This is a genomic window from Sphingomonas canadensis (genome assembly GCF_026013525.1).
GTDB lineage: Bacteria > Pseudomonadota > Alphaproteobacteria > Sphingomonadales > Sphingomonadaceae > Sphingomonas > Sphingomonas canadensis.
In genome coordinates, this window is record NZ_JAPDRA010000002.1 from 469,679 (window position 1) to 495,365 (window position 25,687).

Genomic DNA, 25,687 nt, shown 5'->3' on the forward strand with positions numbered 1-25,687 from the left:
TCGCAAGCGGGAGGAGAGCTGTGAACCTCCACGTCGCGGTTCTGATGGGCGGCTGGTCCAACGAGCGTGAGGTTTCGCTGATGTCCGGCGCGGGCGTGGCGGACGCGCTCGAATCGCTCGGCCATCGCGTCACGCGGATCGACATGGGCCGCGACGTCGCGGTGAAGCTGGCCGAGGCGAAGCCGGACGTGGTGTTCAACGCGCTCCACGGCACGCCGGGCGAGGACGGCACGGTGCAGGGCATGCTCGATCTGATGGGCATCCCTTATACCCATTCTGGGCTGGTCACATCGGTGATCGCGATCGACAAGCAGCTCACCAAACAGGCGCTGGTGCCGCACGGCATCCCGATGCCCGCGGGCCATGTGGTGGCGACCGAAAACCTCTACGCCGCCGATCCGCTGCCGCGCCCCTATGTGCTCAAGCCGGTGAACGAGGGCTCCTCGGTCGGCGTGGCGATCGTCACCCAGGGCGGCAACTATGGCAACCCGATCGGCCGCGACACGCGCGGGCCGTGGCAGGAGTTCGACGAGCTGCTCGCCGAACCCTATGTCCGCGGGCGCGAGCTGACCGTGGCGGTGCTGGGCGACACCCCGCTGGGCGTCACCGAGCTGCGGCCCAAGAGCGGCTTCTACGATTATGAGGCGAAGTACACCGACGGGCTGACCGAGCATGTCTGCCCCGCCGATATCCCGCAGGATATTGCGGCGGAGTGCATGCGGCTGGCGGTGGAGGCCCACCGGTTGTTGGGGTGCCGCGGCACCTCCCGCTCCGACTTCCGCTGGGACGACGAGCGCGGGCTGGCGGGGCTGTTCCTGCTGGAGGTGAACACCCAGCCGGGCATGACGCCGCTAAGCCTTGTTCCGGAGCAGGCGAAGCATGCCGGGATGAGCTATGCCGATCTGGTGCAGCGTATCGTGGACGAAGCCCTGGCGTGAGCAAGCGCGCGCCCTCCCGGCCCCCCGCCAAGGGGCGCAAGCCCGCGGCGAAGCGGCCGCCGCAGCAGCGGCGGCGCCAGGGCCCGGGCGCGATCGATCGCGCGGTGAGCGCGCTGGGGCTCAGCCACGATGCGATCCGCCGCATCACCGCCTGGGGCCTGGTCGGGCTGGCCGGGGCGGGGGCGATCGGCGTGGCGAGCTGGTTCGGCGTGCCCGCGATGGCCGGGCAGGCGGTGTCTGAGGCGATCGGCGATGCCGGGCTTCGGCTCAACGCGATCGAGATCACCGGCCTGCGCCGCATGGACCGCGACACCGTCTATGCCCAGGCGCTGGACCAGAAATCGCGGGCGATGCCGCTGATCGACCTGGCGGGCGTGCGCGAGCGGCTGTTGCGCTATCCCTGGATCGAGGACGCGCGCGTATCGCGCCGCCTGCCCGATACGCTGGTGATCCACATCGTCGAGCGTGAGCCCGCGGCGATCTGGCAGCACCACCAGGGCCAGCTAACGCTGATCGACGTGAAGGGCTTTCCGATCGCCCCCGTCTCGCGCGATGCGATGCCCAATCTGCCGCTGCTGATCGGCGATACCGCGAACACGCAGGAACTGGCCCGCCGCCGCCTGCTGGACGCGGCGCCATCGCTGAAGCCGCTGGTGAAGGCCGCGGCCTGGGTGGGCAATCGCCGCTGGGACCTGTTCTTCGACACCGGCGAGAAGCTGCAGCTTCCGGAAGGCGAGGCCGCCGCCGTCGCCGCGCTGACCCGTTTCGCCAAGCGCGATGCCGATTTCCGCGTGCTCGGCCGCGGCGTGATCAGCTTCGACATGCGCAACGAAGGGCAGTTCGTGATCCGGATGCCGCGCGCGCAGCCGGCGCCGTCGCCTTCGCCGTCCCAGGCCGCCCAGGCCCGCGAGGACGCGCCGGAGCGCGAGGGCGACATCGCCAAATCGGGGGAGTGACGGAGGGGTATCATGGCCAAGGCAGCACCCGAAGGATTGATCACCGCGCTCGACGTCGGCTCGTCGAAGGTATCGGCGCTGATCGCACAGCGCAGCGACGACGGCGAACTGATGGTGCTGGGCACCGGCCAGCGCGAGAGCCGGGGCGTGAAGCGCGGCTATGTGGTCGATATGGCCGCCACCGAACAGGCGATCCGCGAGGCGGTGGAGCAGGCCGAGCGGCTGGCGGGTTTCAACATCGAGGACGTGTGGGTCAGCTTCTCCGCGGGCGGCATGAGCTCCGAGGTGGTGAAGCTTGAGGTCGAGCTGGGCGGCCATCGCGTCGAGCAGGCCGATGTCGACGAGCTGCTCAAGGCCGGGCGCGACGCGCTCAATCCGGGCGGCAAGATGGTGCTGCACGCCCAGCCGACGCGCTACACGCTAGACGGGCTGCCGGGGGTGAAGCGCCCGCTGGGGCTGCACGCCGACCGGCTGGGGGTCGATATCCATGTCGTCTCGACCGAGGGGTCGCCGGTCCGCAATCTCGATCTGTGCGTCCGGTCGGCGCATCTGGAGGTCCGCTCGATCATCGCGGCGCCGGTCGCCACCGGCCTCGCCTGCCTTACCGAGGAGGAGCGCGAGCTGGGCGTCGCGCTGGTCGAGATCGGGGCGGGGCTCACCAATGTCTCGGTGTTCCGCGGCGGCGTGCTGACCGGGCTGGGTTCGATACCGATGGGATCGGCCGACATCACCGACGACATCGCCTCCGCCTTCGCCGCGCCGCGCGCCTGGGCGGAGCGCACCAAATGCTATCACGGCTCCGCCAACATGAGCCCGCGCGACAACCACGATACGATCGAGGTCGCCTCCGCATCGTCCGACGAGAATGCGGAGACGGCGCGAATCACCAAGGCGCAGCTCATCGCGGTGATCCGGCAGCGGCTGGAGCGGCTGATCGCGGAGATCGGCGCGGAGCTGTCGCGGCTGGGCTTCGGCGATCCGGTGGGGCGCCAGATCGTGCTGACCGGCGGTGGCGCGGAGCTGAAGGGAATCGCCGATTACGCCCAGCAGGCGCTGGGCAGCGCGGTGCGCGTCGAGCGGCCGCGCGGCTTCGCAGGATTGCCCGAGGCGCACAGCGGCCCGCAGTTCGCCACCATGGCCGGAATCGCGCGCTTCGCCGCGGCGGACCCGGTCGATGTGCGCAGCATCCACGCGCCGCATCAGCTCGTCACGCGCGCCAATACGGGCGCGCTGCTGGGACGGCTGTGGCAGGCGTTTCGCTCGAATTATTAAGCTTCTGCGACAAGAATGCTTCTTTTCGCTAGAGTCGTATTCGGCGTTCGTGCAGAAGCACAAGGAATCGGTGCCGACCGGTTTTCCCGCCGGTCGCCCGAGGGGAGAAACTGGCGATGAGTATCGAATTCCTGCCGCCCGACGTGGATGAACTGACCCCGCGGATCACCGTGATCGGCGTAGGCGGCGCTGGCGGCAATGCCATTGCGAACATGATTCGCGCCGACGTGCATGGCGTCGAGTTCCTGGTCGCCAACACCGACGCTCAGGCGCTGAAGCAGTCGACGGCTGCGAACCGGCTCCAGCTCGGCGCGAAGATCACGCAGGGCCTGGGCGCGGGCAGCCGGCCCGAGATCGGCCGCGCCGCCGCCGAGGAGACGATCGACACGATCCAGACGGCGCTGCAGGGCCAGCATATGGTGTTCCTGGCGGCCGGCATGGGCGGCGGCACGGGAACCGGCGCCGCGCCGGTGATCGCCAAGGCCGCGCGCGACATGGGCATCCTGACGGTGGGCGTGGTCACCAAGCCCTTCGCCTTCGAGGGCCGCCGCCGCGCCAAGGCCGCCGAGGCGGGTATCGAGGAACTGCAGAAGTACGTCGATACGCTGATCGTCATCCCCAACCAGAACCTGTTCCTGATCGCCAACGCGAACACGACCTTCAAGGAAGCGTTCGAGATGGCGGACGAGGTGCTGCAACAGGGCGTGCGCGGCATCACCGACCTGATGGTGATGCCCGGCCTGATCAACCTGGACTTCGCCGATATCCGCGCAGTGATGCAGGAGATGGGCAAGGCCATGATGGGCACCGGCGAGGCTGAGGGCGACGACCGCGCGCTCATCGCCGCGCAGAAGGCGATCGCTAACCCGCTGCTCGACGGCGTGTCGATGAACGGCGCCAAGGGCGTGATCGTATCGATCACCGGCGGCGAGGACATGCGCCTGCTGGAGGTCGACGAGGCCGCGAACCATATCCGTGAGCTGGTCGATCCCGATGCGAACATCATCTGGGGTTCGGCGTTCAATCCGGAGCTGGAGGGCCGTATCCGCGTGTCGGTGGTCGCCACCGGTATCGACGCGGAGGCCCAGCCCGCCGCTGCTCCCGCGGCCGAGCAGCCGCGCGTCTTCTCCTTCGCCGGTCCGCGCCGCGGAACGGAGGCTCCGGCCGCCGCTCCGGTGATCGAGCCGGTGCCCGTGGCCGAAGAGCCCGCGCCCGAGCCGCCCGTGGCCGAGGAGCCGGCGCCGCAGCCCGGCTTCACCATCTCCGCGCCCGAGCCGATGACCTTCGGCGACGAGCCCGCCGCCGCCGTGCCCGAGGCTTATGAGCCCGAAGCCGCGGAGGAGCCGGCCGGCGACGAGCTGGTGCTGGGGTCCGAGGCCGAGGTCGGCGACGGGCTGGAGACGCCACAGGATCTCGCCGCCGACGCGGCCGGGGAGGTCCCGTCCGAGCCGCGCGCGCCCGAGTTCGGCAACCGCCGCCGCTGGCTGACCGGCGGCGACGATGCGGAGGAGGCGCCGAAGCCCGCCGCCAAGCCCAAGCTGGGCGGCACGCTGTTCGAGCGTATGGCCGCGGCTTCGCGGGGTGGCGCGAAGTCCGACGACGACGACGGCGATCTGCCGCCGATCCCGCGGTTCCTCAACCGGCAGAACAACCAATAGGCCGTTCGTCGCCCGCGTGTCTCGTTTTGGCGAGGCGCGCGGGCAAAGGCCATTGGCGGAACGCCCGGGTGCGGGGATAGGCTGAGCGCATATGACCAGACCTGCATTCCTGCGCCGGGCCATCGCCGTTCTGGCTGCCGCCACCGCGTTTCCCGCCGCCGCGCAGACCATGGACGGCGCGCCCGCGACCAGCTCCACGGAAGTCGTCGCCGCGCCCAATCCCGATGCCGAGCGCCTGGCGTCGGAGATGCGCATCATCGCCGCAAATCCCCGCGATCTGCGCGCGCTGCTTTCGGCGGCGGAGTTGAGCGGGCGGGTGGGGGATACGCCCGCCGCGCTCGCCTTCTATTCGCGCGCCGAGGTGCTCGATGCCCAGAACCCGCGCATCGCCGCGGGCCGCGCCGTGATTCTGATCAAGCTGCAACGCCCGGGCGAGGCGCTGCAACTGTTCAAGGAGGCCGAGGCGCGCGGGCTGCCGGTGCGCGAATATGCCGCCGATCGCGGGCTGGCCTATGATCTGCTCGGCGCGCCGCAGTTTGCGCAGAGGGATTATCAGGCCGCGCTCGCCATCCGCCCGGATGACGAGACGGTGCGTCGCTATGCCCTGTCGCTGGGCATCACCGGCCGAACCGACGAGGCGATGGCGCAGCTCGATCCGCTGCTGCGCAAGAGCGATCGCGCGGCGTGGCGCGCGCGCGCCTTCATCCTGGCGATGAACGGCGACGTCGTGGGCGCCGAACGTATCGCCGCGAGCATGATGCCCGGCAACATGGGCACCGCGCTCAGCCCCTTCTTCCGCCGCCTTGCGCCGATGGGCGCCGCAGACCGCGCCTTCGCGGTGCATTTCGGCGAGTTGCGGCCCAGCCAGGCGCGGCTTGCCGATGCCCGGTTCGCGCCCGAGCTTCCCGCCTATGCCCCGCCCGCCGGGCCGGCCGCCGCGCCGGTTCAGGTCGCTGCCGCCAGCCCGATCCCGGCGCCCGCCGCGCTCGATCCGCACAAGGGCCGCGGCCGCGATGCCCGGGGCGCCAGCAGCGGCCTCGCCGCGCCGACCAGCCGGGGCGGTGCCGCGCCGGTGCCGGCCCCGGCGCCGGTGCAGGTTGCTTCCGCCGCGCCGCCGCTGCCGCCGCCGCCGGTCTATCGCCCCGTGCCGGACGCAGTGATCGATCCGGTCCCGCAGCCGGTGCGTGCGGCGCCGCCGCCCAAGCCCGCCAACCAGCCGGCCGTGGCCGGCGGCGGCCGCCGCGTCCCCGGCAGCCTGACCGCGGTTCCCGCGCCACGCAGCGATCCGCGCCCGCCCGGCCCGGTCCGCGCGGGGCAGGAGGATCCGGTGCTTGCCTCGATCATCGCCGGCATCGCGGTGCCGGATGAGGAGCGCAAGCTGATGGAGGCTACCAATGCGCCCGTGCCGGGTGGCCCGGCCGTGCGGCCGGCGCCTGCCAAGCCCGCTCCGGCGGTGGCCGCCGCGCCGCGCCCCGGCACGCCCGCCGCCGCCAAGCCCACGGCGGCCAAGCCCGCCGCGACCAAGCCTGGCGCCAAGCCCGATACCTCCAAGACCAAGAAGCCCGACCCCGCCAAGGCCGAACCCGCGCGCATCTGGGTTCAGATCGCGGGTGGCGCCGAGGTGAAGGGCCTGCCGCTCACCTGGGCCGCGCTTTCGAAGAAGTCGCCCGCGGCGTTCAAGGGGCGCTCGCCCTGGACGGTGCCGTTCAAGGCGACCAACCGGCTGCTCGTCGGCCCGTTCAAATCGGTGGCGGAGGCGCAGGCCTTCGTGAACCTGGTGAAGAAGGACGGGGTGGGCGGCTTCGTCTTCACCAGCGAGGCCGGGCAGAAGATCACCAAGCTGGCGGCCAAGTGATCGTCCCCTATGTCTGCGGGCGGCGCGCATGAGCGTGCGCGAGGCGCCATGGGCGTGCCGTCCGGATCGCAGCCGCGGGCGGCTGCACGCGGAAATTGCTGGGATCGAGCGCGGCCCGCGCGACGCCTTCCAGCGCGATCGTGACCGGATCATCCACTCCACCGGCTTCCGCCGCCTGCGCCACAAGACCCAGGTGTTCCTGGCGCCCGACGGCGATCATTTCCGCGTCCGGCTGACGCACAGCCTGGAGGTGGCGCAGATCGGCCGCACCATCGCCCGCGCGCTGGGGCTGAACGAGGACCTCACCGAGGCGCTGTGCCTGGCGCACGACATCGGCCACCCGCCCTTCGGCCACGCCGGCGAGCGTGCGCTGGAGGCGGCGATGGCGGGCGCGGGCGGTTTCGATCACAACGGCCATACGCTGCGCACGCTGATGGTTCTGGAGCGGCCCTATCCCGCCTGGGACGGGCTGAACCTTAGCTGGGAGACGCTGGAGGGGCTGGCCAAGCACAACGGCCCGGTGTTCGAGCCCGGCTGGGCGCTGGCGGAGATCGATGCGGCCTTCCCGCTGGACCTGACCACCCATGCCTCGCTGGAGGCGCAGGTCGCGGCGATCGCCGACGACATCGCCTATGACAACCACGATATCGACGACGGGCTGCGCGCAGGCCTGCTGAGCCTCGACCAGCTCTTCGCGCTGCCGATGCTGGAGGAGCGCTGGCGCAGCGTGGAGGCCGGTTTCCCCGGCGCCGAGCGCAAGCGGCTGACACGCGAGCTGATCCGTTCGCAGATCGGCGCGATGGTCAACGATTTCATCGCCGCCACGCGCGATCGGATCGCGGATATCGGAAGCGTGGACGAGGTGCGCGCCGCCGGGCGCCCGCTCGCCGGTTTTTCCGATGCGATGAAGGAGGCGGAGCGCGAGCTGAAGGCGTTCCTCTACGCCAATCTCTATTACCACCCCAGCCAGTTGGAGGCGGCGGACGCGGCGGACCGGGTGATATCGGGGCTGTTCGCCGCCTATTCGGCCGATCCCGGGCTGATCCCCGCCGAATGGCGCGAGACGCTGCCCGGGGAGGAGCCCGCGCGCAGCCGCCACATCGCCGATTTCATCGCGGGCATGACCGATCGCTACGCCATCGCCCGGCATGAGGCGGCGATCGGCCCCACGGGGCTGCCCGAGGGGTTCTGACGCGCGGAACAGCGCAGCTTCGCGGCGCGAAACCCCAGGTGCTTTGACGCGGCGCGGCATCGTCCCTAACTGCGCGGCATGGCCGAAAACACGACCAATTCCGTCCGCACCGGGCTGGTGCAGGGCATCGCGGCCTATGCGATGTGGGGGCTGCTGCCGATCTATTTTGCGGCGCTCCACGGGGTGGGTTCCGTGGAGGTGGTGGCGCACCGGATCGTGTGGTCGGTGCTGTTCCTGCTGGTGCTGGTCATGGCGCTGGGGCGGCTGGCGCGGCTGGGCAGCGCGATCGCCAATCCCCGGCTGGTGGCGATGCTCGCGCTCAGCGCAGCGCTGATCTCCGTCAACTGGCTGATCTATATCTGGGCGGTCCAGAACCACCATGTGCTGGCGGGCAGCCTGGGCTATTTCCTCAATCCGCTGGTCAACGTGCTCCTCGGCATGGCCGTGCTGGGCGAGCGGCTGAACCGGGCGCAGACGGTGGCGGTGCTGCTGGCCGCGTCGGGCGTGGCGGTGCTCGCCGCCAGTGCGGGCGGCGGCCTGTGGATCAGCCTGTCGCTGGCGTTGAGCTTCGGTTTCTATGGCCTGGTGCGCAAGCTTGCCCCGGTAGATTCGCTGGGGGGGCTTACGATCGAGACCGCGTGGCTCGCGCCGTTCGCCGCGCTCTATCTGGTGCTGCATCCGGCAGGCGCTTTCGGCACCACGGCTTCTCTGTCGCTGCTGCTGTCGCTGGCGGGCGTGTTTACCGCGACGCCGCTGCTGCTGTTCGCCGGGGCCGCCCGGCGGCTGCCGCTTTCGACGCTGGGGCTGGTCCAGTATCTGACGCCCACCGCGCAGTTCGTGCTGGCGGTCACCTTCTTCGGCGAAGCGCTGACCACCGCGCACCTGATCTGCTTCGCGCTGATCTGGGCGGGGCTGGCGGTCTATGCGATCGATGGCGGGCTCGGGTCTGTCCGCCTTTGGCGGAATCGGCCCCGGCCCGCTCCCCCGCCCGGCCACCCATAGAATAAACTGGCGTTGGGTGGCCGGGCGGGGGAGCGGGCTGGTGCCGCCTGAACAGGACAGACTCTTGGCGCGGCGGCGGCGGGGCTTGCGGCGGCCGAGTGACGTATGGCTTTGAGCCGCGGGCGCTTTGGCGTAAGCGGCGCGCACGTTAACATCCGTCTGGACAGGAAATGACCCTCTACGCACGTTTCTCCGCACATCTCGACGCCGCGCTCGACGCCCTGTTGGCGGCGGGCGATCTGCCGGCGGGGCTGGAGCGACGCAACGTGACGGTCGAGCCGCCGCGCGACGCGAGCCATGGCGATCTGGCGACCAACGCGGCGATGGTGCTGGCCAAGCCGGCGGGCACCAATCCGCGCGCATTGGCGGAAAAGATCGCCGCCGAGCTGGAGAAGCTGGACGAGGTCGCGTCGGTCGCGATCGCGGGGCCGGGCTTCATCAACCTGAGCGTCGCCGAGGATAGCTGGCGCGAGGAGCTGCGCGCGATCACCACCGCGGGCGCCGATTACGGCCGCTCCGACGCGGGCGCGGGCGTGACCGTAAATGTCGAATATGTCTCGGCAAATCCGACGGGGCCGATGCACATGGGGCATTGTCGCGGCGCCGTGGTGGGCGATGCGCTGGCCAGCCTGCTGGAGTTCGTGGGCCACAAGGTGATCCGCGAATATTATGTCAACGACGCGGGCGGGCAGGTGGACGTGCTCGCCCGATCGGCGCACCTGCGCTACCGCGAGGCGCTGGGCGAGGAGATCGGCGAAATCCCCGAGGGGCTCTACCCCGGCGACTATCTGAAGCCGGTCGGCGAAAAGCTCGCCGCGGAACATGCCGACGCCTATGTTGGTGAACCGGAGCAGGTGTGGCTCGCGCTTTTCCGCAAGGAAGCGGTCGCCGCGATGCTGGAGATGATCAAGGCGGACCTGGCGCTGCTCGGCATCCACCACGACCTCTTCTCGTCCGAGGCGGAGCTTCAGGCCGCGGGCAAGCCGGCCGAGGCCGAGGCGTGGCTGCGCGCGCACGACCTGGTCTATGACGGCATGCTGGAAGCCCCCAAGGGCGAGACGCCCGAGGATTGGGAGCCGGTGGAGCTGCCGCTGTTCCGCTCGACCCGCTTCGGCGACGACCAGGACCGGCCGATCAAGAAGTCCGACGGAAGCTGGACCTATTTCGGCGCCGACCTGGCCTATCACTTCCAGAAGGCGCAGGCGGCCGACCAGCTCATCGACATCTGGGGCGCGGACCATGCCGGCACGGTGAAGCGCATCGTCGCCGCGGTGCAGGCGCTGACCGGCGGCAAGACCCGGTTCGACGTCAAGCTGGTCCAGATGGTGCGCCTGCTGCGCGCGGGCGAGCCGGTGAAGATGTCCAAGCGCTCGGGCAATTTCGTCACGCTGGCCGATGTCGTGAACGAGGTGGGCAAGGACGTGGTGCGCTTCACCATGCTCACGCGCCGCGCCGACGCGCAGATGGACTTCGACTTCGCCAAGGTGGTGGAGGCGTCGAAGGACAACCCGGTCTTCTACGTCCAGTACGCCAATGCGCGAGTCGCTTCGGTGCATCGCAAGGCGGCGGAGGCGGGGATTCTCTGCGGCGAGGCCGACCTGTCTCTGCTTGACACACGCGAGCTTCAGGTCGCCAAGCTGGCGGCACAGTTCCCGCGCATGGTCGAGGCCGCCGCGGCCGCGCGCGAACCGCACCGGATTGCCTTTTATCTCTATGACTTGTCGGCCGAATTCCATGCGCTGTATAATCTGGGCAACGACGATCCGGCGCGCAGATTCCTGATCCCGGATCAGGTAAGGTTAACATGCGCGCGCCTTTATTTGGCGCAGGCGATCGGGCAAATTGTACGGAATGGTCTTGGCATCATGGGGGTCGATGCCGTTTCGGAGATGTAGTTAAGATGGGTATGCGTGCTGGGGAGGGCTTCGGCGATGACGATCGCCTCCCGTGGCTGGAAACCGTCGAAGAGGATTATCGCGAAGGCCCCTCGATCTGGCGGATACTGTTGCTGATCTTCATCGGCGTCGCCGTGCTGGCGGTCGTCGTCTTCGGCATCTGGATCTATCAGCGGCAGCAGGCGATGCAGGGCAACGGCGCGCTGATCGCCGCGCCCGAGGGCGACTATAAGGTCAAGCCCGACGAACCCGGCGGCCTGAACGTGGAGGGCGAAGGCACCGCCGTCTATGGCGCCAGCCAGGGCGAATCCGGCAACGTAGCGGTAAACATGGGCGCCAGGCCCGAGGAGCCGGTGACGGGCAAGACCGTGCCCGCGGCCCAGCCCTCGCCGGGCGGCGGCACCATGGCCGTGCCCGACGCCACCAAGAAGCTGGAGGCCAAGCTGCCCCCCGGCGGATCGGGCGCGCTGATGCAGCTCGGCGCCTTTCCGGACGAAGCCGGGGCCGAGGCGGCCTGGGCGCGGCTGACGCGCAAGTTCCCGGTGCTGGCGCCGCTGGGCAAGGCGGTGGAACGCGGTACGGCGGGCAGCGCGACCGTGTATCGCCTGCGCGTCAACGCGGGCAGCAACGCGCAGGCCAAGGACATCTGCGCCAGGCTGATCGCCGCGGGCGAGAACTGTTACGTCGCGAACTGATCCGCGCGCGGGGGTGATTCCCCGCGCGGCGAATTGGCGATAAGGGCGGAGTCATGAAGCCCGTCATCTTCGGCATCGCCGGCCTGTCGCTATCGCCCGATGAGGTTGCCTTTTTCCGGGAGGCCCAGCCGCTGGGCTTCATCCTGTTCAAGCGCAACTGCGAGAGCCGCGCGCAGATGCGGGCGCTGACCGACAGCCTGCGCGATCTGACCGGCCGCGCCGACGTGCCGGTGCTGATCGACCAGGAGGGCGGGCGCGTGGCGCGGATGCGGGCGCCCGAATGGCCCGAATTCCCGGCCCCGGCGGTGTTCGACCGGCTGTATGACGTGGCGCCCATCTCGGCGATCGAGGCGGCGCGGGCGAACGCGCATGCGCTGGCGCTGATGCTGGCCGAGGTGGGCGTGAACGTGGACGCGCTGCCGCTGCTCGACGTGCTGCGGCCCGAGACGAGCAGCGTGATCGGCGATCGCGCGCTGGGCAGCGAGCCGATGCGCGTCGCCGCGCTGGGCCGCGCGGTGATCGAGGGGCTGCGGCGCGGCGGCGTGGTGGGCATCGTCAAGCACATGCCCGGCCATGGGCGGGGCAGGGTGGACAGCCACCTGGAGCTGCCGCACGTCGATGCTCCCGCGGAGGCGCTGGAGACCGATATCGCGCCCTTCGCCGCGCTGAACGACGCGCCGATGGGCATGACCTGTCATGTGGTGTTCGACGCATGGGACCGCGAGCGCCCCGCGACGCTTTCGCCGCGGGTGATCCGCGAGATCATCCGCGGGCGGATCGGCTTCGACGGGCTGCTGATGACCGACGACATCGACATGAAGGCGCTGAGCGGCACCGCGGGCGAGAAGGCCGCCGCCGCGATTGCCGCCGGGTGCGACGTGGCGCTCGATTGCTGGGCGCGGATGGACGAGATGGAGGAAATCGCCGGCCGCCTGGGCGACGCGCCGCCCGAGACGCTGGCGCGCCTGGAACGCGCGATGGCGACGGTGGCGGCCGGGCCGGACGCCGGCGCCTTCGCCGATCTGGTCGCCAAGCGGGATGCGCTGCTGGCGGTGGGGTGAGCCCGCGCCATCCTCCCCGCCGGGGGGAGGGGACCGCGGAACGCGGTAGCGGGGGAGGACGCCGGAACGTGGCGGCGGAGTTGGCGCGGCGAGGTGCAACGGCGCTTCGCGCCGCCCCTCCAACACCGCCTCCGGCGGCGGTCCCCCTCCCTGAGACAAGCTCGGGGAGGAATTGCGGCGCCCCCATCCTCCCCCTGGCGGGGGAGGATTTGGGAGAAATCGCGGGAGTAGCCTTACCCTCTCCGCGCTGCTTTAATCGCGGGCATGGATTCGGAGGCGCCCGCAACGCTGACCATCGATGTCGACGGCTGGGAAGGGCCGCTCGACCTACTGCTGGCGCTTGCGCGATCGCAGAAGGTAGATCTGCGGCAGATCTCGATCCTGGAGCTCGTCGAGCAATATCTGCGCTTCATCAACGATGCGCGCGAGCTGAAGCTGGAGATCGCGGCCGACTATCTCGTGATGGCGGCGTGGCTGGCCTATCTGAAGTCCGCGCTGCTGCTGCCGCGCGATCCGGAGGTGGAGCCGAGCCCGGAGGAGCTGGCGCTGCGGCTGCAACTGCGGCTGGAGCGGCTGAACGCGATGCGCGAGGCGGGCGCCCGGCTGCTGGCGCGCGACCGGGTGGGGCGCGACGTCTTCCCGCGCGGCGTGCCGGAGGGGCTGCGCGTGCTGCGCAAGGCGCGGTGGGAGGCGGAGATCTATGACCTGATCGCCGCCTATGGCCGGATCAACGCGCGCACCCGGCCGGTGATGCACGTCGTCGCCGTGCGCAACGTGATGACGCTGGACGAGGCGATCGAGCGCGTATCGGAGCTGATCGGCGCGCGGATCGACTGGAGCACGATCGAGAGCTTCCTGCCCGACGACGCGAGCGGCGGCTATCGCAAGTCGGCGCTGGCTTCGTCCTTCGTCGCCGCGCTGGAGCTGGCGCGGCAGGGGCGGGTGGAGCTGAAGCAGAAGTCGCCCTTCGCGCCGCTTTACCTTAAGGGACGGGCATGAACGGGGCGGGGGCGGCGCCGGATGTGATCGAGCGCGCGGTGGAAGCCGTGCTGTTCGCGTCCGAAGCGCCGATGAACATCGACGAGATCCGCGCGCATGTGGGCGCCGAGGCCGACGTGCGCGGCGCGCTGAAGGCGCTGGAGGAGGCCTATGCCGGGCGCGGCATCGAGCTGGTGCGGCGCGGCGACCGCTGGCATTTCCAGACGGCCGCCGATCTGGCGCACCTGCTGCGCCGCGATCGCGAGGAGAGCCGCAAGCTGAGCCGCGCGGGCATCGAGACGCTGGCGATCATCGCCTATCACGAGCCCGTCACCCGCGCCGAGATCGAGTCGATTCGCGGCGTGCAGATCAGCAAGGGCACCATCGACGTGCTGATGGAGGCCGGCTGGGTGCGCCCGGCGGGGCGGCGCGAGGTGCCCGGGCGGCCGCTGCTCTATGCCACCACGGCGGGTTTCCTGACGCATTTCGGGCTCTCCAGCCGCCGCGACCTGCCCGGGATCGACGACCTGAAGGCCGCGGGGCTGCTGGACCCGGTCGATCTGGCGCTGGAGCAGGCCGGATTGGGCGAAAGCGACGAAAGCGACTCAGCCGAGGTGGAAACTGCAACGGAAGAGGACTAGATAGCCCGTGAACCGAGGAGATTTTTCATGGGTGGCTTGAGCATCTGGCACTGGCTGATCGTCGGCGTGCTGGTGATATTGCTGTTCGGCGGCAATCGTTTCTCCAGCATGATGGGAGACGTGGCGAAGGGCATCAAGCAGTTCAAGAAGGGCATGGCCGACGACGAGGACGAAAAGCCCGCCGCGCGCATCGAGGGCAAGGCCGCGCCCGATCCCGCCGCGAAGCGCGAGGCCGAGCCGGTCCGCGAAGAGCGCTGATTTCCGTTCCCCGTCGTCCGCGCCCCCAAGGTGCGGCGCGGCACCAAGGCTGACCGCGAATGTTCGATGTAGCGCCGACCGAGCTGTTGTTGGTGGGCGTCGTCGCGCTGCTGATCATCGGCCCCAAGGACCTGCCCAGGGCGATGCGCCTGGTAGGCAAATGGGTGGGCCGTGCTCGCGGCGTGGCGCGCCAGTTCCGCAGCGGATTCGATTCGATGGTGCGCGAGGCGGAGCTGCAGGAGCTGGAGAAGCAATGGGCGGCGGAGAATGCGCGGATCATGCGCGAACATCCGCCCGAGGCGCTGCCCGCCCCTGAGGCGGAGCCCGCCCCGGCGATGACCGCGATGCCCGAGATCCGGCCCGATCCGGAGCCCGCCGCGCCGGAAGCGGAGGTGGAGGCTACGCCCGCTCCGGCCCCGGCGGCGAAGAAGCCGCGCAAGCCCCGCGCCCCGCGCAAGGCGGCGGCCGAATGAGGGACATCGACGATACCCAGGCACCGCTGCTCGACCATCTGATCGAGCTGCGCCGCCGCCTGCTGTGGTCGCTCGCGGCGCTGATCGCGGCTTTTGCCGGCTGCCTCTATTTCGCGCGCGGCATCCTGGCCATCCTGGTCGCGCCGCTGCTGAAGGCGGGGCAGACCAAGATCATCAATACCGAAGTGTTCGGCGGCTTCGTCGTCGAGCTGAAGGTGGCGTTCTTCGCGGCGCTGATGATCGCCTTTCCGGTGATCGCCAACCAGCTCTGGCAGTTCGTGGCGCCGGGGCTGTACCGCAAGGAAAAGAAGGCGCTGCTGCCGTTCCTGATGATGACGCCGGTGCTGTTCATCGCGGGCGCTTCGATGGCATATTTCGTGGCGATCCCGGTGGCGCTCACCTTCCTGCTGGGGTTCCAGGGCGATCTGGGCGGGGTGGAGCAGCAGGCGTTGCCGGACGTGAGCAATTACCTGAAGTTCGTGATGCAGTTCATCTTCGGCTTCGGGCTTTCGTTCCTGCTGCCGGTGCTGCTGATGCTGCTCGAACAGGCGGGCATCGTCACCTTTGAGCAGCTCAGGGGCGCGTGGCGCTATGCGATCGTCGGCGCCTTCGCGATCGCGGCGGTGCTGACCCCGCCGGATGTCGGATCGCAGCTCCTGCTCGCGGTGCCGCTCAGCCTGCTGTACTTCCTGGCGCTGGGCGCCATCTGGTTCACCCGCCGCCGGCGCGAACGCCAGGCGGCGGCTGAATCCGGGGCGGCCTGAAGCCTATTTCGCGCCCTCGGCGGCGTCGGACACCGCATCGCCGGCCGAGCGCACGTCCTTGCCGACGCCCGAGATGGTGTTGCAGCCCGCCAGCATCAGCGTGCCTGCCAGCATGGCGATGCCGAGATATTTGCGCATGATCGAACCTCCATTGGAAACCTGCGCATCAATGCGCGGGGGCGCGGCTTCGTTCCGCGCGGAGGTTCGGTGAAAAAGCGTTTCGCTGGAAAATGTTAGGCCCGGAAGCGTCTCCGGGGGGGGGGGAGGGTTGACGCTTCCGGGCCCATGTCTTGGATAGCGAGAGCGGGGGGGCAAAAGGTCACTATCCGAAGAACAGAACGATCCTTGCGGACACCGGTTCCCGGCCGCGCAAATTTTTTTCGTACCTCAGCTACGCCCGGTGACGGCGATGCCGGCCTCATAGGCGCCGAGCAGCGGATCATGGTGGAGCGCGGTGCGAAGCTGCCGCGCCAGGCCGCCCATCACCCGGCCGTAGCGGCTTTCCACCAGCGCATCGAGTTCCGGGCTGCCGACCAGCGCGGGGGACAGGACGCGCAGCGTCGCGCGATCCGGCGCGGTCTCGTCGGTACGCGCGGCGATGCGTACGGGCGCGTTGGGGCTGCGCGCCATCGCCAGCTCGACGATCTCGGTAATCAGGAAGGCGACGGCCACCGCCACGTCCTGCGTCACCAGCAACGGTTCCACCTCCAGCATGATCGTCATGCCGGACGCCCGCTCGGGCGCGGTGGCGCGCAGGTTGGCGGCCAGTTCGCCGATCACCGCGCGCAGCTCCAGCCCGCGGCTCTCCTCGATCTCGGCGAAATGATGCCGGTGGACCACCGCCAGCGCGTCGACGCGGCGCTGGATCGAGGCATAGGCCTCGCCCACCTCGGGCGAACGCGGGCCGCGCGCGTGGAAGTTGATCAGGCTGGCGATGACCTGAAGGTTGTTCTTCACGCGATGGTGGACCTCGCGCGTCAGCCGGGTCTGGCGCACCAGCCCCTCGGCCAATCCCGCCTCGTGCGCCTGCACCGTGCGGCTGATCTCGCGAAAGGTCTCGCCCAGCTCGCGAATCTCCTGCGCGGGCATCGATCCGGACCAGGTGGGATCGATCTCCTCGCCCGGGCGATAGCGCTGGACGGCCGAGCGCAGGCGGCGCAACGGCCGGATCAGCAGCCGATCGACCACGAACCAACTGATACCCGCAGCGGCGATCCACATCAGCACCAGCAGCACCGTGGCCAGGATCAGCGCCTGGGAGATCGCCGCGCCGCGCATCGACATCTCAAGCTGGAGCCCGTCCACGCCGAGCGGCGCCTCGACCCGTTCGTTGCGTTCCAGCGCGCCCGCGGCGGGCAGCGGGCGCAGATCGAGCCGTTCGGCCCCGCGCACGATCGCGGAGCCATAGACCGCGACCAGGCCATTGGGCCGGCTGAGCTGCCCGAGCGCGCTTGTGGGATAGAAGGCGAGGGCGCTGGCCCCGCGGCTGCCGCCGATGCGCAGCACCAGCCCGTCGGGCAGGAACAGTACCGACGCCTGGTCCGCGCCCAGCACGGACGCGCCCGCGACGCTGAACCGCTGGCCGCACAGCAGCTCGCCGCGCCGGTCGACGATCGCGAAGCGCGTGCCCGTGTCCGCCAGCGCGGCGAAGGCACCGGCGACGCGCGTGCATCCCGGCGCGTCGGCGCGGTCGCTCTCCAGGGCGGAAAGCCCCTCCTTCAGCTCCGCGATATGGTTCTTCAGGATCGAGGCGAGCACGCCCGAACTCTCGTTGGCCGCGGCATTCAGCCGGGCGCGCGCCTCCGCATCGGCCATGCCGGTGGTGCGCAGCGTCGTGAACAGCGCGATCAGCGCCAGCGGCAGCAGCGCGAGGACGAGGATGAGGAAGACCTTGGCGCCGGTCGGCAGCCGCTCGATCCGGTCGCGCAGCCCGGCGGGGAGCACAGCGGCTTGCCGGGGCGGCGACTGGAGAGCCTGCTCCTGCCGGGCAGCGGAGTCTGCGCCTGGCGGCTCGGGATGCTCGCCAGTCATTGGCCCCGCGGGCTATCCAAGCTTGTTGAGGAGATCGAGCATTTCCGCTGGAATCGCCTCGCCCAGCGCCTCGTCATAGGCCTGGCGCAATGCGTCGCCCACCGGCTTTCCGCCGGTTCGTCCCTGCGCTCCGCCCTTCCGCTTCGGCGCCTGCTTCATACGATCATTCGCGGAACGCACCATTCCCCCTTGAGGCCTCGGTCCTCCGGGCCATTGGACTACAAACGTAAACTGCCGGGGGCAATCCCGGATCGGAACCGCTTTCAACAAACGCTTCCAGCGCATGAAACAAAAGAACGCCTCGTTTGTTCCATGCCCTGATGCGGTATCCGGGGGGAGCCTCCACGGTTGACGCGAAATATTTGCCAAGGCGGTGCCGGAGGTGCAACCTCCGCAACCGCTCGCAAGGGAGAATATACTGCTCATGTCGCTAGGTCAGCAACTTGCGCCGCACCTTCCGTTCCTTCGCCGCTATGCCCGTGCGCTCACCGGCAGCCAGGTGGAGGGCGATCGCTATGTCCGCGCCGCTCTGGAGGCGATCGTCGCCGCACCGGAGGAATTCCCGCGCGACCTGGAGCCGCGGCTGGGGCTGTACCGCACCTTCCAGGCGATCTGGCAGACGGTGCATCTGGAGGAAGATCCCCGCAGCGGCGCGTCGGCCGGAACGCATGAGGAGATCGCCCGCCGCCGCCTGGCGCAGATCGCCCCGCTGTCGCGCCAGGCGCTGCTGCTGACCGCGATGGAGGGGTTTTCGGTGGACGACACCGCGTTCCTGATCGCCAAGTCGCCCGACCGGGTTTCCGAGCTGGTGAATGAGGCGATCGCCGAGATCGAGCGCCAGACGCGCACGCGCGTGCTGGTGATCGAGGACGAGCCGCTGATCGCGATGGACCTGGAATCGATCGTCCGCGACATGGGCCATGACGTGACCGGCGTGGCGGTGACCCGCGACGAAGCGGTGGCGCTGGCGATGGAGGATCGGCCCGGCCTGGTGCTGGCCGACATCCAGCTTGCCGACGACAGTTCCGGCATCGACGCGGTGAAGGACATCCTGGCCGAATTCTCGGTGCCGGTGATCTTCATCACCGCCTTCCCGGAACGGCTGCTGACCGGCGAGCGGCCCGAGCCGACCTTCCTGATCACCAAGCCGTTCCAGCGCGCCACGGTGAAGACCACCATCGCGCAGGCGCTGTTCTTCGATCAGGCGACCGTCCCTGCCGGCGCCTGACCGCCCCATGCGTGCGGCGAAGTTCCATATGGTACGGAGCCAAAACGGTGCTGGGGGGTTGAAGCAGCATGGCGAAACCCGAACCCCCGATCCATCTGGATGGCGAAAGCGCCCGCGCCGGCGCCACCCCGCATATGACGCGCTATATCCTGGGCGCGTCGCTGGCACTGGTGATCATCGCCTATGCGATCATCCTTTGGGCCTGATCCCTCCGCCGCCGGGGATGCGATCGCCGCATCCCGCGCGCGGACAATTCCCGGGCGCGCAGCGATGCGCCGCCCGCATCTGAACGGTATTCGATGACCCAGCCCGAAGCCGAAGATTCCAGTGCAGGCCAGCCCGCGGAGGAGCGCGTCGCCCTCTCCGACGATGCGTTCAAGGATCAGCTTGCGCTGGTGATCCCCCATCTGCGCGCGTTCGGCCGCTCGCTTTCCGGCAGCCGCGACCTGGCCGACGATCTGGTGCAGGAAACGCTGCTGAAGGCATGGGCGGCGCGCCAGCGCTTTCAGGCGGGCACCAACATGCGCGCCTGGACCTTCATCATCCTGCGCAACCTTTATCTCAGCCAGATGCGCCGCTCGCGCTTCCGCGGCGAATGGGACGATCTGGTGGCCGACCGGCTGCTCGCCGCGCCCGCCAGCCAGGACCGGCATGTCGAGCTTTCGGACCTGCAGCGCGCGCTGATGCACCTGCCCGAGCCGCAACGCGAGGCGTTGATCCTGGTGGGTGCGGGCGGCTTCGCCTATGAGGAGGCGGCCGAAATCTGCCAGGTCGCGGTGGGCACCATCAAGAGCCGCGTCGCGCGCGGGCGCGTGGCGCTGGAAGGGCTGCTGTCGGGCGGCCAGATCGCGTCGCGCCGCTCCACCCCGGCCGATCCGCAGGGGCGCAGCGCGCTGGACGCCATCATGGGAGAGGTCGACGACCTGAGCCGCGAGCGCTGAGCGCGGGCGGCGGGTTTTCAGTCGGCGGAGTGCGAAAGCACGCGGTTCAGCCTGTGGAGCAGCGAGGACATATCCTCGGGCAAGCCAAGGTCGCGCTCATAGGCCTCGCGCAGCGCATGCCCCACCGCATCGCCGGCGCGGGGCCGTTCCACCCGGAAGGGAGAGGCGGCCCTTTCTGCCTGGTTTGCGGGTTGCTGTGTCATATCGCTCAAACGGGCGAAGGGCGCATTTGTTGCTTGACTATTTCACGGTTCGTCGCGTCCAGAATGGCACGGCGATGACGGCTTCGATGGACCCCCTGGCGATCCGGGACGCGCTGGCGCGGGCGCGGGCGCACGCCCCGTTCCTGGCCCTGCTGCTCGATCAGGAGCCGGGCATCGCCGCGGACGTGGCGGGGGCGCTGGCGGACCCGGTGGCGGCGGCGCGCGCGGCGGACGGCGGGGGCAGCGTCGCGCGCCAGCTCCGGCTGGAACGGCGGCGGCTGGCGCTGGTCGCGGCGATCGGCGACCTGGCGGGAATCTACGACTTCGGGCGCGTGACGCGGCTGTTGAGCGACTTTGCCGACGACGCGGCGGACCGCGCGGTGGCCGCTGCCATCGCCGAACGCACCCCCGGGGTCGAGCCGCGCGGGCTGACGGTGATCGCGCTGGGCAAGCACGGCAGCCGCGAGCTCAACTATTCGTCCGACATCGACCCGATCCTGCTCTACGATCCCGCCACGCTGCCGCGGCGCGAGCGCGAGGCGCCCGAGGATGCGGCGGTGCGCATCGGCCGCCGCGTGGTCGAGCTGCTCCAGGCGCGCGACGGCGACGGCTATGTCTTCCGCGTCGACCTGCGCCTGCGCCCGACGCCGGAGGTGACGCCGATCGTGCTGCCGGTGGAGGCTGCGATCAGCTATTATGAATCGCAGGCGCTGCCGTGGGAGCGCGCCGCCTTCATCCGCGCGCGCGCCTGCGCCGGGGATGTGGCGCTGGGCGAGGGCTTTCTGGCGGCGATCCGGCCGTTCGTGTGGCGCCGAGCGCTCGATTTCGGGGCGGTGCGCGAGATCCAGGACATCTCCCGCCGCATCCGCGATCATCATGCCCAGGGCCAGGCGTTCGGCCCCGGATATGACCTGAAGCGGGGCCGGGGCGGCATCCGCGAGGTGGAGTTCTTCGCGCAGATCCAGCAGCTCATCCACGGCGGCCGCGATCCGGCATTGCGCGCGCCCGCCACCCGCGACGCGCTCGCCGCGCTGGCGGCGGCGGGGCGGATCGACGCGGAGACGGCGGAGGCGCTGACCGGCGCCTATGTCGCGCTGCGCACGATCGAGCACCGGCTGCAGATGGTGAACGACCTGCAGACCCACAAGCTGCCCGCCGATCGCGCGGCGCTGGACAATGTGGCGGGGCTGCATGGGCTGGCCGGTGGCGAGGCGCTGACGGCGATGCTGCGCCCGCATGTCGAGCGGGTAGGGCGCGTCTATGACGCGCTGGCGGGCGAAGAGGAGCCGCGGCTGGCGGCGGACGCCGATTCGCTGGAGCGCGAGCTGGCGGCGGCGGGCATGCCCGATCCCGCCAACGCCGCGCGGCTGATCGAGGGATGGCGCGGCGGCGGCGTGCCCGCGCTGCGCACCGCGGCGGCGCGTGAGGCGCTGGAGGCGGTGCTGCCGGGGCTGATCGCCGCCTTTGCCCAGGCGCCAGACGGGGCGCATGCGATCGCGCGCTTCGATGCGATGCTGGCGCGGCTGCCCAGCGCGATCAACTTCTTCCGGCTGCTGGAGGCGCAGCCCGCGCTGGCGCGGCTGATGAGCGCGATCCTGTGCCACGCGCCGACGCTGGCCGACCAGCTCGGGCGGCGCGCGGAGCTGCTCGACGGCCTGATCGACGCCACCGCGCTGGCGCCGATGCCCGATGTCGCCGCGCTGGTGGACGAGATGCGCGAGCGCGAGCGCGACGGCGATTATCAGTGGCTGCTCGATCATGTCCGCCGGCTGGTGGGCGAGAAGCGGTTTGCGCTGGGGACCCAGATCGTGGCGGGAACCAGCGATCCGCTGGAGGTTTCGGCTGGCTATGCGCGCGTGGCGGAGGCTGCGATCGAAGTGCTGGCGGGCGCCACCCGCGACGAATTCGCCCGCGCGCACGGCCGACTGGCCGATGGCGAGCTGGTGATCCTGGCGCTGGGCCGGATGGGGGGCGCGGCGCTTACCCACGCCTCCGACCTGGACCTGATCTATGTCTTCACCGGCCATCACCTGAGCGAATCCGATGGCGCGCGGCCGCTGGGGGCGGTGACCTATTACAACCGGCTGGCGCAGCGGGTGAACGGCGCGCTTTCCGTGCCCACCGCCTCCGGCCCGCTGTATGAGGTGGACACGCGGCTGCGGCCATCGGGCGCGCAGGGGCCGCTGGTCGTCTCGCTGGAGGGGTTCCGCCAGTATCAGGAAAAGGATGCCTGGACCTGGGAGCATATGGCGCTGACGCGCGCGCGCCCGGTGTTCGGATCGCCCGGCGCGCGCGCCGTGGTGGACGAGACGGTGCGCCGCGTGCTGATGGGCGCGCGGCCCGATCGCGACATCGTGGCCGATGCCGCGGCGATGCGCGCCGAGATGGCGGCGCACAAGCCGCCGGCGGGTCCGCTGGACGCGAAGCTGCTCGACGGCGGGCTCGTAGACCTGGAGTTCGCGGTCCACACGCTCCAGCTTCTGCACCGTACCGCCTTCGATCCCCGGCTCGGCCGGGCGATCGACGCGCTGGCCGCGGCCGGGCTGATGCGGCCGGAGATGCATGCGGCGCACGACCTGCTCTCGCGCCTGCTGGTGACGTTGCGGCTGGTGGCGCCCGATTGCCGGCCGCCCGCGCCGGCAACGCGCCCGCTGGTGGCGCGCGCGCTGGGCGTGGCGGATTGGGACGCGGTGCTCGCCGGGCTGGAGCAGGCGCGCGCCACCGTCCGCGCGTGCTGGGCGGAGATCCGCGCGCGGGGCACCGGCTTCCATCGCTGAGCCGCCGCGCGGCGCTTGTCGAATCCGGGTGCTTTCCTCTACCGGCGGAGGACAACGCCGCGCGCGCGGCACGGATCGGGGACGGCGACATGGCAATCGAGGAAGGCGACAAGATCCCGGCGGTGGAGCTGCTGGGCTCGGACGGCAACGCGATCGCGCTGCGCGACCGCGCGGGCAGCCCGTTCGTGCTCTATTTCTATCCGAAGGACGACACCTCCGGCTGCACGCGCGAGGCGCAGGATTTCTCCGCGCTGCTGCCCGAATTCACCGCGCTGGGCGCCACCGTGCTGGGCGTGTCGAAGGACGGGGCGATCAAGCACCAGAAGTTCATCGCCAAATACGACCTGACCGTGCCGCTGGCGACCGACACCGACGACAGGGCCATGGAGGCGTTCGGCGTGTGGGTGGAGAAGCAGCTCTATGGCAAGCGCTACATGGGCATCGATCGTTCGACCTTCCTGTTCGACGCGGAGGGGCGGCTGGCGCGTTCCTGGCGCCGGGTGAAGGTTCCCGGCCATGCCATCGACGTGCTGGAGGCTGTGCGCGAGCTGGCCGCCGGGCGCTGAACGGCGGGGCGGCGGCAGGGACCGGGGAAGGGGCAGGCGCCATGGAACCCGCGCGCACGATCGCCCAGGCCTGCCGCGCCGTGCTGCTAACCGCCGATCCGCGCGCGAAGCTGATGACGGCGCGATCGGCGGCGCGCGACTGGCGGCTGGGGCGGCTGGAATGGACCTTCGACGTGGCGATGCCCGATCGCCCCGCGCGCCCCGAACAGCCCGAGCTGTTGCCACCCAACCGCATGCCCAAGCGGGGCAGGGGCGGATCGGAGCGCGGCCGGATCGCGCTGATCCATGCGCTGGCGCATATCGAGTTCGCCGCGATCGACCTGGCGTTCGACATGGCGGGGCGCTTCGGCGATCGCTTCCCGCGCGCCTTTGCCGACGATTGGATGCGCGTGGGCGCGGACGAGGCGATGCACTTCGCGCTGCTCGACCGGCGGCTGGCGCAGCTTGGCAGCCGTTACGGGGCGATGCCGGCGCACGACGGGCTCTGGGACGCGGCGGCCGCGACGGCGCACGATCCGCTGGCGCGGCTGGCGGTGGTGCCGATGGTGCTGGAGGCGCGCGGGCTGGACGTCACCCCGACGACGCTCGCCCGGTTCGAGGCGGCGGGCGATTTCGCAACCGCAGCGATCCTGACGCGCATCCTGAAGGATGAGGTTATTCACGTCCGCGCGGGAACAATCTGGTTCGAATCGGGTTGCAGGGATTCCGGATTCCCTCCGCAATCCACCTGGCAATCGCTGGTGAATCGGTATTTTCGCGGATTGATTAAGCCTCCGTTCAACGACTCGGCGCGGATCGCAGCCGGTTTAACGCGAGATTACTGGCAAAGCCTTGCCCTGGCCTGATCCCTTCCCGCACTAATCATACCGCGTCGCGGCAACGGGGGGCTGCTGTCGGGACATTGGGGAAAATAGGCGGGACGCCGGACTTCTGGCGCGTCCGCCTGCTGATTGCCGGGGAATTATGGCTAAAGCTTCGTCAATGAATACCGCGACCCTGTTCGCGCGCATCCGATCCTTTTTCACGAACCGCGATTTCATCTTCCACGACGGGCGCGACCTGCGCCGGTTCAGCATTGCCGCGCGCACCCAGGTGGTCGCCGCCTGTGCCGGTGCGCTGATGATCCTGTTCTCCGGCTACGGCGTGGTGCAGGCCGCATTCGGCGCGATCGTCGCCAGCGGCGTTGCGGGCAAGGACACTTCGCCCGAGGGCCAGATGGCCGAGATGCGCCGCCAGGTGATGCGCATGCAGGCCGATGTCGCCGCCGCCAAGGAGGCCGCCCGCGCGCACGCCGCCCGCGTCGAGAAGAACCAGGCGCTGATCGCCGCGATGATGACCCCGGGTTCCGCGGACCGCGCCAAGATCAACCAGCCGGTTCCCGAAGTCAGCGCCGCCACCAGCTCGGTGGCCGAGGAAGTGCTGGCCCCGCTGCGCCGGCTTGAGGAGCGCCAGCGCGAGGCCGCCGGGCGTGCGCTGGCGATGGGCCAGGCGCGCTATGCCGCCACCGCCGCCGAGATTCGCCGCCTGGGCCTGTCGCCCGAGCGCTATGCCCTGGTCGAGGGCGGCATGGGTGGCCCCTATGAGGCCGCAGACGCCGCTTCGTCGGGCGGGGAGGCCACCGCGGCCGACCTGGAGGCCGACAGCCAGTTCCGCGCGCTGTTCCTCACCTGGAAGAAGCTCGACCAGCTTGAGCATACGGTGATCTCGATCCCGTCGATGCTTCCGGTCGACGATGTGAAGTTCACTAGCACCTATGGCGTGCGTTCCGATCCCTTCCGCGGCAGCGCGGCGATGCACGCGGGCGTGGACATTCCCGGCCCGATCGGCACGCCGATCTATGCCACCGCCGATGGCGTGGTTTCGCGCGCCGGCCGCGCGGGCGGCTATGGCAACCTCGTCGAGCTGAACCACGGCAAGGGCATCCAGACCCGCTATGGCCATCTTTCGAAGATCCTGGTCGCCGAGAACACCCGCGTGAAGCGCGGTCAGCTCATCGGCCTGATGGGATCGACCGGCCGTTCGACCGGCAGCCACCTCCATTATGAGGTGCGCGTCGATGGCCGCGCCGTGAACCCCATCCCCTTCCTGCAGAGCGGCGAGTATCTCGCCCGCATCCAGGATCGTGCGCAGGGCGGCGTCGGCGGCCCGAAGTAATTCCCCGGTTTTCCGGTCAGGAGAGGAGAGGGGCCGCCCATCGAGGCGGCCCCCGTCGTTTCCGGGCCGATTGATCTCAGCGGCGCGGCTTCCTTAGGCCTGAGGCGCCCTGAACGGTCCGCTGGCCCGTTGCCTCGGCGGCGTGGCGG

At 70.1% G+C, this 25,687-nt stretch carries 26 protein-coding genes; 22 read left to right on the forward strand and 4 right to left on the reverse strand.

All coding sequences use genetic code 11. The features are described 5' to 3' along the window. Positions 1-44 precede the first annotated feature (44 nt). The 15 genes from OM513_RS07230 to tatC all read left to right on the forward strand — a co-directional run bounded on the left by OM513_RS07230 (position 45) and on the right by tatC (position 15,638). On the forward strand, positions 45-938 hold the full coding sequence (locus OM513_RS07230; RefSeq protein ID WP_380916286.1) for a D-alanine--D-alanine ligase: 894 nt from the start codon (positions 45-47) through the stop codon (positions 936-938). Next, on the forward strand, positions 935-1,894 hold the full coding sequence (locus OM513_RS07235) for a cell division protein FtsQ/DivIB (protein WP_264943478.1): 960 nt from the start codon (positions 935-937) through the stop codon (positions 1,892-1,894). Before OM513_RS07230 ends, OM513_RS07235 begins: the two co-directional genes overlap by 4 nt. A gap of 12 nt (positions 1,895-1,906) precedes the next feature. Beyond that, positions 1,907-3,166, forward strand: coding sequence for a cell division protein FtsA (ftsA, locus tag OM513_RS07240; protein ID WP_264943479.1), 1,260 nt, complete (start codon positions 1,907-1,909; stop codon positions 3,164-3,166). Positions 3,167-3,282: 116 nt separating this feature from the next. After that, complete coding sequence (gene ftsZ, locus OM513_RS07245; RefSeq protein ID WP_264943480.1) at positions 3,283-4,824, forward strand: cell division protein FtsZ; 1,542 nt, start codon at positions 3,283-3,285, stop codon at positions 4,822-4,824. Between the two features lie 91 nt (positions 4,825-4,915). After that, a complete protein-coding gene (locus tag OM513_RS07250; protein ID WP_264943481.1) occupies positions 4,916-6,679 on the forward strand; it encodes a tetratricopeptide repeat protein in 1,764 nt (587 codons plus the stop codon). 28 nt (positions 6,680-6,707) lie between these two features. Further along, a complete protein-coding gene (locus OM513_RS07255; RefSeq protein WP_264943482.1) occupies positions 6,708-7,871 on the forward strand; it encodes a deoxyguanosinetriphosphate triphosphohydrolase in 1,164 nt (387 codons plus the stop codon). A gap of 78 nt (positions 7,872-7,949) precedes the next feature. Beyond that, complete coding sequence (gene rarD / locus OM513_RS07260) at positions 7,950-8,873, forward strand: EamA family transporter RarD (protein WP_264943483.1); 924 nt, start codon at positions 7,950-7,952, stop codon at positions 8,871-8,873. A 170-nt stretch (positions 8,874-9,043) separates the two neighbouring features. Then, entirely contained in the window at positions 9,044-10,768 is a 1,725-nt protein-coding gene (gene argS / locus OM513_RS07265) for an arginine--tRNA ligase (RefSeq protein WP_264943484.1), read from the forward strand. Positions 10,769-10,773: 5 nt separating this feature from the next. Continuing rightward, positions 10,774-11,463: an SPOR domain-containing protein gene (locus OM513_RS07270; RefSeq protein ID WP_264943485.1), complete on the forward strand. Its 690-nt coding sequence runs from the start codon at positions 10,774-10,776 to the stop codon at positions 11,461-11,463. A 53-nt stretch (positions 11,464-11,516) separates the two neighbouring features. Then, positions 11,517-12,524, forward strand: coding sequence for a beta-N-acetylhexosaminidase (nagZ, locus tag OM513_RS07275; protein WP_264943486.1), 1,008 nt, complete (start codon positions 11,517-11,519; stop codon positions 12,522-12,524). A 264-nt stretch (positions 12,525-12,788) separates the two neighbouring features. Further along, entirely contained in the window at positions 12,789-13,523 is a 735-nt protein-coding gene (locus tag OM513_RS07280) for a segregation and condensation protein A (RefSeq protein ID WP_264943487.1), read from the forward strand. Beyond that, positions 13,520-14,143 (forward strand): SMC-Scp complex subunit ScpB, encoded by a 624-nt coding sequence (gene scpB, locus OM513_RS07285; RefSeq protein ID WP_264943488.1) that lies wholly within the window; start codon positions 13,520-13,522, stop codon positions 14,141-14,143. Before OM513_RS07280 ends, scpB begins: the two co-directional genes overlap by 4 nt. 27 nt (positions 14,144-14,170) lie before the next feature. Continuing rightward, the gene (locus tag OM513_RS07290) at positions 14,171-14,401 is read left to right on the forward strand and encodes a twin-arginine translocase TatA/TatE family subunit (protein WP_264943489.1); all 231 of its coding nucleotides are present in this window, start codon (positions 14,171-14,173) and stop codon (positions 14,399-14,401) included. 59 nt (positions 14,402-14,460) lie between these two features. Further along, positions 14,461-14,874, forward strand: a complete 414-nt coding sequence (gene tatB, locus OM513_RS07295; RefSeq protein ID WP_264943490.1) for a Sec-independent protein translocase protein TatB — start codon at positions 14,461-14,463, stop codon at positions 14,872-14,874. Beyond that, positions 14,871-15,638, forward strand: coding sequence for a twin-arginine translocase subunit TatC (tatC, locus tag OM513_RS07300; RefSeq protein ID WP_264943491.1), 768 nt, complete (start codon positions 14,871-14,873; stop codon positions 15,636-15,638). Before tatB ends, tatC begins: the two co-directional genes overlap by 4 nt. A 3-nt stretch (positions 15,639-15,641) precedes the next feature. On the opposite strand, the gene OM513_RS07305 is transcribed toward tatC, so the two are convergent. The 3 genes from OM513_RS07305 to OM513_RS07315 all read right to left on the reverse strand — a co-directional run bounded on the left by OM513_RS07305 (position 15,642) and on the right by OM513_RS07315 (position 17,828). Then, the gene (locus OM513_RS07305; protein ID WP_264943492.1) at positions 15,642-15,776 is read right to left on the reverse strand and encodes an entericidin A/B family lipoprotein; all 135 of its coding nucleotides are present in this window, start codon (positions 15,774-15,776) and stop codon (positions 15,642-15,644) included. A gap of 249 nt (positions 15,777-16,025) precedes the next feature. Then, a complete protein-coding gene (locus tag OM513_RS07310; RefSeq protein WP_264943493.1) occupies positions 16,026-17,669 on the reverse strand; it encodes a sensor histidine kinase in 1,644 nt (547 codons plus the stop codon). 12 nt (positions 17,670-17,681) lie between these two features. Beyond that, positions 17,682-17,828, reverse strand: a complete 147-nt coding sequence (locus OM513_RS07315) for a NepR family anti-sigma factor (protein WP_264943494.1) — start codon at positions 17,826-17,828, stop codon at positions 17,682-17,684. 265 nt (positions 17,829-18,093) lie between these two features. On the opposite strand from OM513_RS07315, the gene OM513_RS07320 reads away from it, so the two are divergent. The 3 genes from OM513_RS07320 (at position 18,094) to OM513_RS07330 (ending at position 19,838) form a co-directional block, all read left to right on the forward strand. Beyond that, positions 18,094-18,897, forward strand: coding sequence for a response regulator (locus OM513_RS07320; RefSeq protein WP_264943495.1), 804 nt, complete (start codon positions 18,094-18,096; stop codon positions 18,895-18,897). Positions 18,898-18,965: 68 nt separating this feature from the next. Continuing rightward, positions 18,966-19,103: a hypothetical protein gene (locus tag OM513_RS07325; protein ID WP_264943496.1), complete on the forward strand. Its 138-nt coding sequence runs from the start codon at positions 18,966-18,968 to the stop codon at positions 19,101-19,103. A gap of 93 nt (positions 19,104-19,196) precedes the next feature. Further along, positions 19,197-19,838, forward strand: coding sequence for a sigma-70 family RNA polymerase sigma factor (locus OM513_RS07330; RefSeq protein ID WP_264943497.1), 642 nt, complete (start codon positions 19,197-19,199; stop codon positions 19,836-19,838). Positions 19,839-19,855: 17 nt separating this feature from the next. On the opposite strand, the gene OM513_RS07335 is transcribed toward OM513_RS07330, so the two are convergent. Further along, the gene (locus OM513_RS07335) at positions 19,856-19,990 is read right to left on the reverse strand and encodes a hypothetical protein (RefSeq protein ID WP_264943498.1); all 135 of its coding nucleotides are present in this window, start codon (positions 19,988-19,990) and stop codon (positions 19,856-19,858) included. 125 nt (positions 19,991-20,115) lie between these two features. Here OM513_RS07335 and OM513_RS07340 point away from each other — a divergent pair, with 125 nt between their 5' ends. From OM513_RS07340 to OM513_RS07355, 4 genes are all read left to right on the forward strand, one after another. After that, the gene (locus OM513_RS07340) at positions 20,116-22,818 is read left to right on the forward strand and encodes a bifunctional [glutamine synthetase] adenylyltransferase/[glutamine synthetase]-adenylyl-L-tyrosine phosphorylase (RefSeq protein ID WP_380916285.1); all 2,703 of its coding nucleotides are present in this window, start codon (positions 20,116-20,118) and stop codon (positions 22,816-22,818) included. A gap of 89 nt (positions 22,819-22,907) precedes the next feature. Further along, entirely contained in the window at positions 22,908-23,384 is a 477-nt protein-coding gene (locus OM513_RS07345; RefSeq protein WP_264943499.1) for a peroxiredoxin, read from the forward strand. Positions 23,385-23,425: 41 nt separating this feature from the next. Further along, positions 23,426-24,229, forward strand: a complete 804-nt coding sequence (locus tag OM513_RS07350; protein ID WP_264943500.1) for a ferritin-like domain-containing protein — start codon at positions 23,426-23,428, stop codon at positions 24,227-24,229. Positions 24,230-24,365: 136 nt separating this feature from the next. Beyond that, complete coding sequence (locus OM513_RS07355; RefSeq protein WP_264943501.1) at positions 24,366-25,538, forward strand: M23 family metallopeptidase; 1,173 nt, start codon at positions 24,366-24,368, stop codon at positions 25,536-25,538. Positions 25,539-25,687 lie beyond the last annotated feature (149 nt).

Coding starts and splice junctions, on each gene's coding strand:
- OM513_RS07270 (WP_264943485.1), top strand. CDS start 10,774: ATGGGTATGCGTGCTGGGGAGGGCTTCGGCGATGACGATCGCCTCCCG.
- ftsZ (WP_264943480.1), top strand. CDS start 3,283: ATGAGTATCGAATTCCTGCCGCCCGACGTGGATGAACTGACCCCGCGG.
- tatC (WP_264943491.1), top strand. CDS start 14,871: ATGAGGGACATCGACGATACCCAGGCACCGCTGCTCGACCATCTGATC.
- nagZ (WP_264943486.1), top strand. CDS start 11,517: ATGAAGCCCGTCATCTTCGGCATCGCCGGCCTGTCGCTATCGCCCGAT.
- tatB (WP_264943490.1), top strand. CDS start 14,461: ATGTTCGATGTAGCGCCGACCGAGCTGTTGTTGGTGGGCGTCGTCGCG.
- OM513_RS07345 (WP_264943499.1), top strand. CDS start 22,908: ATGGCAATCGAGGAAGGCGACAAGATCCCGGCGGTGGAGCTGCTGGGC.
- OM513_RS07305 (WP_264943492.1), bottom strand. CDS start 15,776: ATGCGCAAATATCTCGGCATCGCCATGCTGGCAGGCACGCTGATGCTG.
- OM513_RS07340 (WP_380916285.1), top strand. CDS start 20,116: ATGACGGCTTCGATGGACCCCCTGGCGATCCGGGACGCGCTGGCGCGG.
- OM513_RS07250 (WP_264943481.1), top strand. CDS start 4,916: ATGACCAGACCTGCATTCCTGCGCCGGGCCATCGCCGTTCTGGCTGCC.
- OM513_RS07255 (WP_264943482.1), top strand. CDS start 6,708: ATGAGCGTGCGCGAGGCGCCATGGGCGTGCCGTCCGGATCGCAGCCGC.
- OM513_RS07330 (WP_264943497.1), top strand. CDS start 19,197: ATGACCCAGCCCGAAGCCGAAGATTCCAGTGCAGGCCAGCCCGCGGAG.
- OM513_RS07350 (WP_264943500.1), top strand. CDS start 23,426: ATGGAACCCGCGCGCACGATCGCCCAGGCCTGCCGCGCCGTGCTGCTA.
- OM513_RS07320 (WP_264943495.1), top strand. CDS start 18,094: ATGTCGCTAGGTCAGCAACTTGCGCCGCACCTTCCGTTCCTTCGCCGC.
- OM513_RS07280 (WP_264943487.1), top strand. CDS start 12,789: ATGGATTCGGAGGCGCCCGCAACGCTGACCATCGATGTCGACGGCTGG.
- ftsA (WP_264943479.1), top strand. CDS start 1,907: ATGGCCAAGGCAGCACCCGAAGGATTGATCACCGCGCTCGACGTCGGC.
- OM513_RS07325 (WP_264943496.1), top strand. CDS start 18,966: ATGGCGAAACCCGAACCCCCGATCCATCTGGATGGCGAAAGCGCCCGC.
- OM513_RS07355 (WP_264943501.1), top strand. CDS start 24,366: ATGAATACCGCGACCCTGTTCGCGCGCATCCGATCCTTTTTCACGAAC.
- OM513_RS07290 (WP_264943489.1), top strand. CDS start 14,171: ATGGGTGGCTTGAGCATCTGGCACTGGCTGATCGTCGGCGTGCTGGTG.
- rarD (WP_264943483.1), top strand. CDS start 7,950: ATGGCCGAAAACACGACCAATTCCGTCCGCACCGGGCTGGTGCAGGGC.
- OM513_RS07230 (WP_380916286.1), top strand. CDS start 45: ATGGGCGGCTGGTCCAACGAGCGTGAGGTTTCGCTGATGTCCGGCGCG.
- scpB (WP_264943488.1), top strand. CDS start 13,520: ATGAACGGGGCGGGGGCGGCGCCGGATGTGATCGAGCGCGCGGTGGAA.
- argS (WP_264943484.1), top strand. CDS start 9,044: ATGACCCTCTACGCACGTTTCTCCGCACATCTCGACGCCGCGCTCGAC.
- OM513_RS07315 (WP_264943494.1), bottom strand. CDS start 17,828: ATGAAGCAGGCGCCGAAGCGGAAGGGCGGAGCGCAGGGACGAACCGGC.
- OM513_RS07310 (WP_264943493.1), bottom strand. CDS start 17,669: ATGACTGGCGAGCATCCCGAGCCGCCAGGCGCAGACTCCGCTGCCCGG.